This is a genomic window from Methylobacter psychrophilus (assembly GCF_025583945.1).
In the GTDB taxonomy this organism is placed as follows: domain Bacteria; phylum Pseudomonadota; class Gammaproteobacteria; order Methylococcales; family Methylomonadaceae; genus Methylobacter_C; species Methylobacter_C psychrophilus.
This window is the reverse complement of record NZ_JAOEGU010000008.1, coordinates 1-14205: the sequence shown is the minus strand read 5'-3', so window position 1 is coordinate 14205 and position 14205 is coordinate 1. Positions and strand designations below refer to the sequence as shown.

At 44.0% G+C, this 14205-nt stretch carries 9 protein-coding genes; 5 read left to right on the top strand and 4 right to left on the bottom strand.

Going from position 1 to position 14205, the window contains the following annotated elements; genetic code table 11:
• Positions 1-214: 214 nt before the first annotated feature.
• From N7974_RS05880 to N7974_RS05865, 4 genes are read right to left on the bottom strand one after another with little or no spacing between them, the layout of a single operon-like run.
• Entirely contained in the window at positions 215-1969 is a 1755-nt protein-coding gene (locus N7974_RS05880) for a two-component system response regulator (RefSeq protein ID WP_262964718.1), read from the bottom strand.
• A gap of 8 nt (positions 1970-1977) precedes the next feature.
• On the bottom strand, positions 1978-4878 hold the full coding sequence (locus N7974_RS05875) for a response regulator (protein WP_262964717.1): 2901 nt from the start codon (positions 4876-4878) through the stop codon (positions 1978-1980).
• 58 nt (positions 4879-4936) lie between these two features.
• Positions 4937-5482 (bottom strand): YfiR family protein, encoded by a 546-nt coding sequence (locus N7974_RS05870; protein WP_262964716.1) that lies wholly within the window; start codon positions 5480-5482, stop codon positions 4937-4939.
• Positions 5483-5485: 3 nt separating this feature from the next.
• Positions 5486-7522, bottom strand: coding sequence for a TonB-dependent receptor plug domain-containing protein (locus tag N7974_RS05865; protein WP_262964715.1), 2037 nt, complete (start codon positions 7520-7522; stop codon positions 5486-5488).
• A gap of 437 nt (positions 7523-7959) precedes the next feature.
• Here N7974_RS05865 and N7974_RS05860 point away from each other — a divergent pair, with 437 nt between their 5' ends.
• From N7974_RS05860 to N7974_RS05840, 5 genes are all read left to right on the top strand, one after another.
• Entirely contained in the window at positions 7960-8610 is a 651-nt protein-coding gene (locus N7974_RS05860) for an NAD(P)H-binding protein (protein ID WP_262964714.1), read from the top strand.
• Between the two features lie 218 nt (positions 8611-8828).
• Positions 8829-9458 (top strand): DUF3231 family protein, encoded by a 630-nt coding sequence (locus N7974_RS05855; RefSeq protein WP_262964713.1) that lies wholly within the window; start codon positions 8829-8831, stop codon positions 9456-9458.
• Between the two features lie 169 nt (positions 9459-9627).
• Positions 9628-10755: a calcium-binding protein gene (locus N7974_RS05850; RefSeq protein ID WP_262964712.1), complete on the top strand. Its 1128-nt coding sequence runs from the start codon at positions 9628-9630 to the stop codon at positions 10753-10755.
• Positions 10756-10905: 150 nt separating this feature from the next.
• Positions 10906-12690, top strand: a complete 1785-nt coding sequence (locus tag N7974_RS05845) for a sensor histidine kinase (RefSeq protein WP_262964711.1) — start codon at positions 10906-10908, stop codon at positions 12688-12690.
• On the top strand, positions 12684-14063 hold the full coding sequence (locus N7974_RS05840; RefSeq protein ID WP_262964710.1) for a sigma-54-dependent transcriptional regulator: 1380 nt from the start codon (positions 12684-12686) through the stop codon (positions 14061-14063). The genes N7974_RS05845 and N7974_RS05840 overlap by 7 nt, the downstream gene beginning before the upstream one ends.
• Positions 14064-14205 lie beyond the last annotated feature (142 nt).

Genomic DNA, 14205 nt, shown 5'->3' with positions numbered 1-14205 from the left:
ATTAAATTTCCAATTCACATCGCTGCAAACTCGTACGGATACCATCCCTTCAAGGGATGTTATCCGTTGGCATCAAAATTATTTATCTGAAAATCTATAAGTTTGATTTTTTTCGGCCACTCTACTATTTCCCGAAAATCTTACCGGATTTTTTCAGCATTGTAGTCAAGCTTGTACACGATTTTGGGGCTCCATGACTTTACGACAGGTTTTCTTAATTTCCATGTATCTGCTTCATGAGAAATTCTTCGGTTTGTGCCATGGGTAGAGGCTTACTCAGAAGATACCCCTGCACTTCGTTACAGCCCTTATTGGTCAAAAATGCCAGCTGGCCTTCAGTCTCAACGCCTTCTGCTATAACTTTCAAGCTAATGCCTTTGGCCATGTTGATGATAGCGACTACAATCGCCGCACTGTCCGAATTCAGTTCCAAGTCGCTAACAAAACTCTGATCTATTTTCAATCGATCGATAGGAAAATTATTGAGTCGACTCAAACTGGAGTAGCCTGTCCCAAAGTCGTCTATCGCCAGTTGGACGCCTATTTTCTTTAGAGATCGCAGGACGTCCAGAACGATAGTTTCATCATTGATCAAAATGCTTTCGGTTAGCTCCAATTCCAACACGTCAGGCTCCAGTCCCGTTTCAGACAGTATTGCGGCTACCTGTTTAGAGAAGCCTTTTTGCAGGAATTGAATTGCCGAGACGTTGACGGCCATGTTGCTCAAAGGAATACCCTGATCTCGCCATTTTTTTGCCTGTTGGCAGGCCTCGCGCAGTACCCATTCACCAATATTTACGATCAGGCCTATCTCTTCTGCCAAAGGAATAAATTGATCTGGAGAAAGGCGTCCCAACTCCCGGCAGTTCCAACGTATTAATGCTTCCAGACCGCTAAACTCACCTGTTCGAATATCGAGTTGCGGCTGGTAATGTAGCTCCAGTTCATTGAGTTCTATGGCCTTACGCAGATGATTTTCCAGATTGAGTCGAAGTAATGCCGTTTCTGACATCTTGGCCGTGAAATACTGGTATGTATTACCTCCAAGGCGTTTTGCGTAGTACATGGCCAAATCGGCATTTTTTAGCAGTTCCTCTGCGGTCTCTCCGTCGTTCGGGTATATGGCAATACCGATGCTGGTACTGGTGTAGAGTTCTTGATCATTACAGATGAATGGTTGTGCCAAGCTGGTACATATTCGCTGGGCAACGATTGCAGCATCCTCATTACGCTCTATCATTGGTAAGAGTACGGTGAATTCATCACCACCCAGCCTTGCTATTGAGAGTCCGTCTTGGGTTGCGCCGGTTCGTACCAGGGTATCACTACTTCGTATGTTTTTGCGCAAGCGGTCGCTAGTAGTCTGAAGAACCAAATCGCCTAGATGGTGGCCCAAGGTATCATTGATTCGCTTAAAGCCGTCAAGATCCATAAACAGCACAGCCAGTTTTAATTTTTTCCGATACGCCAAATTAATCATGATCTGTAAGTGTTCCAGAAAAAAATGTCGGTTAGGTAATTGGGTCAGGCTGTCAAAATAAGCCAAGTTGTGTAAACGTTGCTCACTTTCTACCAAGCGCCGGGTAGTTTGACTGGCTCTAAGCATATAGCGAACCCGGTAACCCAGTAGCGGGATATTAATTGGCTTGGTTATGAAGTCGGTCGCACCGACTTCAAAGGCGTGATTAATTGACTCCATATCCTCCAGGCCTGTCATCATCAGCACGGGGATGTACTTGGCTGTCGGCAATTTTCTAAACTCCGAACAGGTTTCAAAACCGTCCATGCCGTCCGGCATGATGACGTCCAGCAAGATCGCGTCCGCTCCTTTTTTATGGAATAATTGCAAACCTTCTTTGCCGCTAGCTGCTTCGCTGGTTATAAAGCCGGCCGCCTGAAGCGCCATGGCGACCACTAATCGGATCAGGGAGTCATCGTCGATGATAATAATGTGGGATGGGACTTGCATGTCTGTTCCTAATTAATGGGTGAGGATTGCCCAAGATACGTATTCAACGCCGCATGGGTATTGGAGAATTCCTGTTTTATACGTAAAAGCGTTTGCTCCGAAGTATCATAGCAATTATTCCGCGCATCGTTTTCCACCTCACGGCACAGTTGGGCCAGCCCATTGGCACCGACCTGATTGCTGCTCGACTTTAGTGTGTGAGACGCCGAGCGGATGGCATGGAGATCGCCTGCGGCCCAGCCTTGTTCCAATGATTGTAGGAGTGTGTGGGCATTACTCAGATAGAGCGTAATTACGCGATGTAGTAATTCATTACCGCCTATGGCGCGGATTGCTACCAGCGCGGTGTCATTGATGACCAATTTTGCTGTTATGGCAGGATCTGCTATGTTATCGGCCATGATTGCGAAAGCTTTTACCCATAGTTTAATCAATCGGAGCAGTGCTGCACTTCTGAACGGTTTGGCCAGGTAATCGTCCATGCCGGCCATCATACATTTTTCGCGATCACCCTCTATCGCATTGGCTGTCAAGGCAATAATGGGAAAATGGGGTAACTTGCCGGAGCTTTGTTGGAGTCTTATTTCCTTAGTTGCAGCGTAGCCGTCCATTTCCGGCATCATGCAATCCATCAGTACCAGGTTATATGAGTTGTGCTGAACGATCTGGAGTGCTTCCAGACCGTTTTGGGCGATGTCAACCAGGCAACCGAAGCCTTCCAACATGGCTTGGATAACTTCCCGATTGACGGAATTATCCTCGACCAGCAGGATATGTATGCCTGGTGATGTCGATGTGGAGCAAGAAATGTCGATATTTTCTGTTCCCGTCAGGTTTGAGTCATGTAAAAAGGCGATTAACAGAGATTGATAAAGCTCGACCTTGCGTATCGGTTTTATGAGGTATGCTGCAAATTTGGTTGTTTTTGCTTCGATGGCTTCGGCTTCAAATTGCGAGGAGATCAACATAACTAGCGGTATGAGTGCCAATTTCGGGTCGGCTTTGATGTGTTGACTTAATTCGTCTCCATTCATGTCGACTATCTTCATATCAATTATCACCAGATTGTGTGGAGACTCGTGATTGGCTGATTTTCTGAGCAAGCTCAAGGCCGATAAGCCGCTTGATACGACGTCCACCGACATGCCCCAAGACATTGCGTAGGTTTTCAGAATATCCCGGTTGGTATCATTATCTGCAACGATCAGCAGCTTAAGGCCCACCAGCCCTGAAGGCTCCAATGAATGGACTGGTTTGAATCCGTTTACTGTCAACAGTGGCAGGGTAAAGGAGAAGGTGCTGCCTTGCTCAGGATAAGAGTTTACGTCGATCTCTCCCCCCATTAATTCTACCAATTGCTTGGAAATGGCTAATCCCAGACCGGTGCCGCCATATTTACGAGTGGTTGAGCCGTCGGCTTGAGAGAAGGCTTGAAATAGATGTGACAGTTGATCTTCGCTGATGCCAATGCCGGTGTCGCACACGGCAATGCGAATCTTTAACGGGGAGGCATCTGCTAACTGTGCGGATGCTTCCGGGGTGTCGTTCAGACTGACATCAACTATTATTTCACCATGTTCGGTGAATTTGATGGCATTATTTATCAGGTTGCCAAGAACTTGCTGTATCCGGGTAGGATCGCCTTTGGAAATTTTGGGTATTTCTGACGCGATACGGTAGTTCAGTTTCAGGCCTTTGTCATTAGCTTGTTCGGCATAAATTTCAACAATGTCCTCAATGATTTTATGGAGTTTGAAATCCAGATTTTCCAGTGCCAATTGTCCGGCCTCGATTTTGGAAAAATCGAGGATGTCGTTGATGATCGATAGCAGCAATTCACCGGATTTATGCGCCATTAGCGCGAAACGCCGTTGTTTTTCCGTTAAGTCGGTACGTAGCAATAACTCGGTCATACCCAGCACCCCGTTCATGGGGGTGCGGATTTCATGGCTCATATTGGCAAGAAATTGGGATTTGGTATTACTGGCGGCTTCCGCTTGCTCTTTTGCCGTGATCGCATCCTGGATGGCTGTTTCAAGGCTCTGGTTTTTCTCTGATAACTCCTGGGTACGAGCAATTACTTGTTGTTCCAGGTGTATTCGATATTGCTGTAATTGTTCGTCACGTTCCTGAACCTCGGCAAGCATGCTGTTATAAACAGTTGCCATTTCACCAAATTCATCCGCACCGATTTTGGTGATCCGATGGGTGAAGTTTTTCTCACGGGTCACGGTTTGCATAGCCAGCATCAGTTCCAATAGAGGTGCCAGAAAAACCTGCTGTAATTTAGTAGAGACAATGATAATTGCCATGCCGGTAACAATAAAAATCAGGCTAATGATTAAATAAAATCTGTTAAGTAAGGCTTGTAGTCCACTTTGGTCATCGGCTAAATGCAAAATACCTTGTAGTTCATCATCCTGTAAAATGGGACTGAATAAATTTAAAATATTTTTTTCATCATAAGTAATGACTTGTATATAACGTGGCAAGGGAGCAGCTTTTGCATTCGGCTGGAATAATTGACTGTACCAAGTGATTAATTGCGATTGTAGAGATTGAAATAAACTCTGTGTTTGCGTACTGTTTTGTGAAACATCGATGATGTTTTTTATGATTTCGCTGGTCCGTATTGTTGCCGGCTCTTTGGATGATTGGTAAGTGGCAAAAATAGTGCCGTTCTTGTCATACAAACGTGCAGTTATTACGCTGGGCTGGCTACGCATACCGTTTAGAAGTTCCTGACCGGTTTTGACATCATTAAAAGTTAATGAGGCGGAAGCGTTCCAGGTAATAATATCGGCTATTAACGACAGCTGAATTTCGGTCGCATGTTTTTTAGTGAAGTATTCATTAATCACTACGGAAGCCGTTACCAGAAGCAGGGCCAGCATAGTTGTTAAAGTCATGATCGAGATTAACTTTACCCGTATCGGAGCGTTATTAAACCACTTTATAGTCATTTTTTCATTCACCGATAATTTTGGCCAGTTTTAATAATCTTGCGCTGATATTCAGATTTGATTCGTGCACCACAGGCAAATTGACATGTAAGGTAATTTTTCCGTCCACATTTTCCAGACCAACCATGCCGCCTTGCGCGGCAAAATCGTAGCCTTGGCCAATGGTTAGTAGTGGATGTTTGTTTATGTCGACAAATACTTGTAGCAAAATATTTTGCTTTAATTCGCTGATATATAGGACGTGACAATCTTCAAAATTGCGCAAGCGCGATAGATTGACAATTTGTAGCGTTTTATTGCCTACGACTTTATTGTTAATACTGGTAAATGATTCTTGTACGACGTTATCGCCTATCACACAGAAATCAATTGATTCTTTGATGCGCGTTTGCGCTTCATCAGGCCAAGTGGTGAAACGTACAATATTCAGCGCCAGGGCTGCCAATACCGTTTGTTCTTCCAATGATTGGGCATACATTTGCGAGTGAGTGTTGAGTAATAAACTTAACCCCAGTAATGGCGGTAGAAATTTCTTGACCTGATTTATCATATGTCAAAATTTCCAGCTTACTTTTCCATACATCCCACGGTTAATTAAGGTTGGAAAGGTTTGATTTTCCGCTACATATTCCAGATGGTTTGGTGCCAACAGGTTTTGGCCAACTAATGACAATTCAATATCCTTGATGGGCCGCCAAGCAGCACGCAGATCCAGCGTGACGTAGTCTTTGATCGTTATATTGCCTAATGTGGTCACTGAAAAATTGCTGTCCACATAACGGAGCCAGAAATCCAGATCTATCGTCTCTTGGGGCGAGAATGCGCCACGTAATGACATCCGTTGCTGAGGACTAACACTGGTGGATACGATGTCCATGTTATTCAATTGTGTTTGTAACCAACTGTAATTGACATCCCAGCGCCACCAGTCCAGCATTTGCCAAACAGTAGCGATTTCGACACCATAGGTTTTACCTGACAGAGCATTGGTAAAATTCAGAGGTACAACTACGGCGTTACCGTTGAAATACGGGGTTCCTTGACTCGTGTAGCGAAGATCACGGTAATCATTGTAAAATCCGGTAACATCCAGGGACATCGCTTTGGAAAAGGTCGTTCTATAACCTGCTTCATAAGTAATGACTTCTTCAGACATATAAGCAGAGTTGCCCTGTGCTACTGTTACCACAGGTGGCGAGCTAAAAGGAGGAAAGGGTAGTGCTTGTGGGGGAGTAACGCCAAGCTGGATAGCGGCACTTTTCTCGGCCCGCGATGGCGTACGAACCGCTCTTGAAACTCCAGCCCACAGACGATGCTTATTATGGGGTGTCCACATGATTTTGGCCGAGGGTTGACCCTCGAAACCACTGTAGTCGTTATGTTCAAATCTGGAGCCGATCGTTAGCCAAAGTTTGTTGTTTATCAGCGTCAGCTCATCTTGTATAAAAGCACTGTACAATTGGTCATTGACACTGGCCGGATTTATATTTGCGATTGGTGCTGAACCATTTTGGAGCTGGTTACCTGCAATGCGGTCATGACCATAACGGTAACCCGATCCCCAGATGATTTCATGCCAGTCCAGCATGGCAAAGCGGTGCTGGAAGTCCAGATCCAGTGTATCGCGGCTATCATTAAACATAGTCTCATCGTGAGAGTAGTTATCGTAATAAAATTGCAGCGAGTAATCCGATGTTGGTGAAAAAGTATGCTGTAAGCGACTAAGGAGGTTGCCGCCAGAGTCGCTGTTTTTAACATTTTGGGTGCCCTGATAAGGAGACGTGATTTGCGAAAAAAAGGCAAGCTGATTGATATTGGCTTGATAAATATCACCCTGAACTGTCAGTGCATCCTGCGTGCTTAGGTGCGAGTCCAGTCGAAAGCCACCTTGTACTTTGTCCCAGTTATCGCCGGCTTTTCCACCGGACTGCAATGTATTTTGGCTGCGATCGAAACCTTTCACATAGGCTCTTGCTGTGGTGTCTTCACCTAATTTTGTGCCATAGCGCAATGAACCAAAGCCCTGTTCTTGGGTACCACCGCCTGCATTTACCAAGCCACCCTGAGTTTGGGATGATGATTTGGTGATAACGTTGATAACGCCATTTACCGCATTATTGCCCCACAATGCAGCTCCCGGGCCGCGGATGACTTCGATGCGGTCGATGTCTTCCATCATGACATCCTGGTTTTCCCAGTACACGCCGGAAAAAGAACGACTATAGGCGTTACGACCGTCAATAAGAACCAGTAATTTATTGGCAAAACGGCCGTTAAAACCTCGGGAGCTGACTGCCCATTGGTTGGCGTCAATTCTGGCTACATCCAGACCAGGCGCAAGGCGTAAAGCATCTGGAATGTTAGTGGCACCGGAGCGTTTTATGTCGTCATTGGAAATAACAAACGCGGCGGCAGGCGCATCATTAAGGGATTGGGCTTTTTTGGCTACGGAAGTGACTTCGACATTAAGTAAGTCTTCGACACTCAAGTCGACTGCCTCAGTTTGTTTTTCAGCGATAACCAGCGGGCTGAAACATAAAATAAGTAAGGATAGATAATAGTCAATGACTACTTTTTTATTATTAATCATATAACTCAATCTTCAATTTTTATGGAAAAAAGTAAAAATAATTTATTTTATACCATTTATTTCTTTGCCAATTAGCACAATAATTATTTATATATGCAGTATATAAAGTAAATTAATGGCGGGATGATACTATATCATTAATGATTAATAATAATGATTAGCGATGGTTTATGGTCATTAATCATCATAAATATGAAGAATTTACATGATAAGTAGTCGGGTGAAAGTTATTTACCTGTCAAGTTTTATGAAAATCGGACACAGTAACCATAAAATACCGGATAACTTTTATATTACTGCTGATGATTTGTATCGAAATTGAAACCAGTATAATTATTTCTAATTGATCTGATTATTTAGCCTTAATATATTGAAATTAACACCTGTTGTAACCGACTATTAGATATTATCTGCTTACCAATTAATGAAGGACTAACATGACACATTTTAATAACCCACTGAGTCTGCTTCTGGTTGGCGCTACTGGTGCCGTGGGCATACAGGTGCTGGCTTTGGCTCTTGTTGATCCGCGTATCAAGCAAGTGATTGCACCCACTCGTCGTCCGTTGCCAAACCATGCAAAATTATACAATCCAATCATTGATTTTACCCATTTACCCGTTGATGCATCCTGGTGGAATGTTGATGCAGTGATTTGTACGTTAGGTACGACAATTAAGGCGGCTGGTTCACAGTCGGCCTTTGCTGCCGTCGATCGTGACTTGCCAATTCAAGTGGCAAAGCTGGCAAGAACTGCAGGTGCTACACATTTTGCGCTAAATTCTTCTCTTGGTGCCAATTCTGCCGGAAGTTTTTACCTACGCACCAAGGTTGAAGCAGAGGATGGAATTCGCAATATCAACTATCCGGCTTTTACGATAGTAAGGCCATCGTTGATTGACGCTGCGCGTGAAGACGTGCGTCTTGGGGAAAAAATCGGCCTGATTGTTGCACGAATTTTCCGGCCACTGATCCCACTTCGCTACCGGCCCGTTAAAGCCGAGCGTATTGCGCTTGCCCTACTGGATGGAGTTTTGAGAGAACAATTGGGTGAATGTATTATCGAATCCGAACAACTTCAGAATTAAAACGTGCGGTTTGTGTATTTGTCCTGTCGATAGTTACTTTCATACCAAAATTGCAGACATTATTTGCGCATGTTGCAAAAATAAGAGTGTAGTTGTCTATAACGTTAGTATTATAAGTCAATAAAATCAATGAAATAAGGTTTGGCATGACTTGTGCTTTATAAATATTGTCAGTGAATAAAGCATTCGCTGTATAACCTTAATTTTGAGAGATTACTATGCTAAATAAAAATACTGATTCATTTTCGTTAAAAATTCTTGTGATAGCTGTAACCTTGGCTTTTTCTGCTTCAGCAGTCGCCGGGAATGATCGAGGCAAAAATAATGGAAAAAATCATATTGAAACGCATGCCAGTAATCACGCCGAGAATCATGTTAATTTAACTCCCGGTAGCAAAACCAAGCTCAAGAGCTATTTGACATCTGGTGTTGAACCTTTGGCTCAAGGTGAAATTAAGTTAGAGCAAAAGACGAGTAAAACCGAATTTTCGGCAGAAGTTAAAATACCAGTACCCAGCAGTATACTGGCAGTAACCGATTCTACTGTTGCCAATAGTGCGACGATGTTTTTGGTTTTGCGTAATAACTTAGGCGTAGATTATGCAGAATGTCATTTAGATATGAAAAATATTAAAACGGTAACAAAGAGAGGAATATCTAGTGTTATTGCTGAGTATGAAGTCAAGATCAGTGACCGCAATGGTTTTCTGCAAGCAAGTGCAGGTGTTTGCGATGTTGATTTGGCAAAAGTTGGCATTCAGAGCGGCATGCCCCTTATCCAATATGGTGATTCCGCCGAAGTTACTATTGATACCAATAATGCTATCGTTGGGCTAGGCAATTTCTAAGGCAACGCGTAAAAACAGCCGAAAGCATTGGCTGTCGCGTGATTTTTGCTGATTTTTCTAACAGGATGCCCGGAAAAATCTATCGCAAAAATAGCGACTTCCCGCACCGAGTCTGACACCTTATATAACTTTACCCTTTCACTTACACAAATTAAAAGAGACATTCACTATGAGTCAAGATAACGAATTACATGACAACAATCAAGATAACGAATTGCATGACAACAATCAAGATAACGAATTACATGATAACAATCAAGGCAACGAATTAAACGATAACACTGGCAACCATTCAGAAATCAAAAGTTCGTTAGATAATAGTCATTTGGGCAGTACGAGTGATCATGACAGATTTGATGGGGGAACCAGTGGCGACCATACATTTGATGGTGGTGCGGGTGACGATGATGTGGATTACCACACGTCTGCACACTCAGTCGCTGTTAATTTACAAACCGGTAAGGCAACCAGTGGTGGAAGCAATCATTCATTGACCAGTATCGAAAATGTGACGGGTAGTCAATTTGATGACAACCTGACTGGTAACAGCCAAGATAATCATCTTGACGGTGGTGATGGTAATGACACCATGGACTTTGATTGCAATAAGAGCGCAATGACTGGAATAGGCCGTGCAAGTGACGGTACTCTGATGATTAAAAGTAGCGACGGTACTGATACCCTGTTACATATTGAAAACCTGCATTTTTTGGATGGCAATTTAACAATTAGTGAGTTGATTGCACAGTACACGCCAGGAGTTTTGTTTTCTTCAAGTGCTAGTGACGGTACATCGAGTTATCTTTTGCCTACCAAATATGCCGGTCCTGTTACTTTTTTAGACTATGAATTACTGGGCAAATCAACAGGGGATGTTATTACCGGATCAACAACTAACGACTTTATGAATTTACTCGATGGCGATGATGCGGCGAATGGTGGTGCAGGCGATGATGTGCTTGATGGTGGTGTTGGATCAAATTTCTTGACCGGTGGCAGTGGTAACGACACAATATTTCTGGACGGTCGTAGCGGAGCTACTACATGGTCAACCCTGACAGACTTTAGTGCCGGTGATCACATTAATATTTGGGGTTGGAAGGCAGGCATCAGTAAGCAGGTAATGGCATTGGAAAATCAGGGTGCCGATAGTTATAAAGGTGCTACTTTTCACTATGATCTCAATAATGATGGACAGATTGATACCTCGATTACCTTGACTGGCTTGGCAATCGCTCAAACACCTACAGGCGTTTCACAGGATGTATCAGGAAATGGCTATTTGCTTATAGGTTGAGTGGATTTTATAAATTAAAATTTATTACCTGAGCAATATCCTAATAGCATCGCTAATGTTGAATTGAGCTTAGGGTTTGGAATCGTTGTGTTCGGGGTATTTTTAAGTTGTCTGATTTTGCTGTATGAATGACAGCCTTTATAATGCCTCATGAACATTCACCGCATCTTGTTAACTTCTTTTCTGGTACTTTTGCTTCTAGCGACAGTACCCATAGTAGCGCTTTCATTTTATGCATCGAAAGTTGCTTTAGAGGTTGAAATTGGCCGAAGTCTTAAAAATGACGCAGCCATGTTGATGGATCAAATTGATATGTTGGTCTTTGAGCGGTTACAAAATGTCCATTCATGGAGCCATCTGGATATTATTCAAGAAGGCCGTATTGGTGATGTGGACAAGCGCCTGGCGCAATTTTTGGCGGAATTGGAGTATGGTTATCCGGGGGCATACCGAAGTTTATTTTACTTAAATAGAGATAACCGGATTGTTGCCGCCGGAGATCCTGCGTTAACCAGAAGCTCTTTTCTCCCGCAAGGCGACTGGTTACCCGTACAAGTACCAAACGGCGAAGTTTTTCTGCAGACTCTACAGCTACAGGCTCCTTATGAACAGGCTGATCTGTTAATCCGGGCTCCTGTGCCTGATAACTACGCAACCGGGGACATTGGACAACTGTTTGGGGTGTTTGATCTTCGGCAGATTTTCCGGTTGTTCGATCAAGCCAGTCATGCAGATGCCGGTGAGCGTTTTGTGATACTAATGGATGCCGATGGTCGGACAATAGCGGCGTCGGATGCCGTGCGTAGCCAAAAATTGCTATTGACTGATACCTTCGCAAGCTGGAGACTCCAAGAACAAAACGGCACCACTGTTCATACCGGACAACCATTAACTGATTCATCGGTATTGGTTGGTTATGCTGTTTCCAAGGGTTATCAAGGCTATGCAAATATGGGTTGGTCATTGTTGGTTATTAAGTCTACACAACAAGCATTTCAACCTATCTGGGCCTTGTGGTGGTTGTTTTTTAGTGCTTTTATTATAACGGGATTGGTCGCTGGCGGTGTTGCTCAATGGGTGGCGGGACGAATTGCCAAGCCCCTGCTGGATTTAACCGCTTGGGTTCAATGCTTCCAAAAATCGTCAGATTATGCTGGCCCCAAGGTATCCGGTGCACAAGAGGTACGAGAATTGAGTGCAGCCTTCGGGCAACTCATTGATGATTTAGCACGATCACGTGAACAAGTCATCCATGCAGCTAAATTAGCCGTAGTTGGCGAAATGGCAGCAATAATGGCACACGAAGTACGAACTCCGTTAGGTATTTTGCAAACCACCGCACAAATGTTGCAATGGGAAACGGCGTTAAGCTCTGAAGGCAGGGAAATGACGCAAATGGTTATTGAAGAAAGCGCTCGTCTCAACCGTTTAATTTCGACCTTACTGGATTGCGCCAGTCCGAGACAGCCCAATATGCAACCTAAAAATCTGCCTAAAATCATCCAGCGAGTGATCGAGTTACTTGCTACGCAGGCACATAAAAAAGCGCTACAGATAGACTGGTTGTTACCTGAAAATAAAGAGATTATCGAATGTGATGAGGAATTACTGGTTCAGGTTTTTCTAAATCTAATTCTAAATGCCATTCAAATTATTCCTGTAGGTGGACGAATACGGGTACGTACTGATTATTCGGATATCGAAGCAATAAAGATAACTATAGAAGATAATGGTCCGGGTATTCCACCGGAAAATTGTGCTCGCCTGTTTGATCCTTTTTTTACCACCCGCGAGGGGGGTATTGGCCTTGGCTTAACTGTTACCCGGCAAATTGTTGCTATCCACGGAGGTCGTCTGGTTGCCGATAATAGTGAGTTGGGCGGCGCGTGTTTTACGCTGTTTTTACCATTTTCACAGGGAGGAAAGTTATGTTAAACGGTGCACGTGTTCTGGTCGTTGACGATGAACCCAATGCGTTACGGATGCTGGAAATATTGTTACGTAAATTCGGTTGTGTCGTTTTTTCCGCGCCCGACGGAAAAACAGCAATGGAAATAGTTCGTGAAAAACCGATTGATTTAGTGATCACCGATCTTAATATGCCGGGTATGAGTGGTTTAGAGTTATTGGCCACTCTGCGTAGCGAAAATCAAACCATTCCAGTGATTGTTGTGACAGCCTACGGTACGGTCGAAAATGCAGTTGCCGCAATGAAACTGGGGGCCTTTGATTTTATAATCCGTCCACTGGATGTCGCGCAAGTGGAAATGATTGTTCGGCGTGCACTTGAGGTGCACAGGGTACTTCAGGAAAATGAATTCCTGCGCGATGAAATGAATAAAGGTTGGGGGGAGTTCGTCGGCCAATGTCCGGCCATGCAAAAAATATATGAATTGATTCGACAAGCAGGGCCTAGTAAAGCCAGCATATTTATTATCGGTGAAACCGGAACCGGCAAGGAATTAGTAGCACGTGCCATTCATACTCATTCAGGTCGTCATGGCTTATTCGTTGCCATAAACTGCGCTGCTATTCCTGCCGATATTCTGGAAAGCGAATTGTTTGGCTATGTTCGCGGCGCTTTTACCGGCGCTCATAAGGATCGGGTTGGTAAATTTGAGTTGGCGCACGAAGGCACCTTGTTTCTGGATGAAATTACCGAGATGAACCCATCTATTCAAGCCAAATTGCTACGCGTACTCCAGGAAAGTCGTATTGATCGTTTGGGTAGTAATCAAAGCATAGATATCGATATCCGTATTATCGCTGCAACTAACCGCGCTCCACTGGAAGCTGTTCAGGCAGGGCGCTTACGCGAAGATCTTTATTATCGTATCAATGTCTTGGGAATTCAATTACCGCCTTTGCGGGAACGACGCGAAGACATTCCTTTATTAGCACATTATTTTCTGGAAAAATATCGACAGTCGCTTGGTGGCGGTTCTGTTAAGCTCTCGACTGAGGTCACTCAGGCATTAATGGGCTACGCATGGCCTGGCAATGTCCGCGAACTGGAAAATATGATGGAGCGTGCGGCTGTTTTAAGCCAAGGCGTTGAGGTAGGCGTCAGGCATTTACCCCAAGAAATACTGTACACCACATTTCCGGTCATAGTATTGTCTGCTGTCGATAATGACGATCTGGATTTGGAAGCCGGGGTAGCAACACTGGAAAAGACCTTTTTAAATAAAGCCCTTGCAGAATCCGCCGGTAATAAAGCCAAGGCTGCACGTATACTAAAAATCAGTGAGCGCACACTTTGGTACAAGCTCAAAAAATATGGATTAACTGCAGGAAATTCTGAATAAATTGATCGGTTAGGTCAATACCTTCGCCAATTGGTATGAGTAATTTATAGATATCGGAGGAAGGAGGAGGAGAAAGGAGAAAGGAGAAAGGAGAAAGGTCAGAGAAGGTAGAATACCGCTTCTAACAGAGCATTCGCACCCA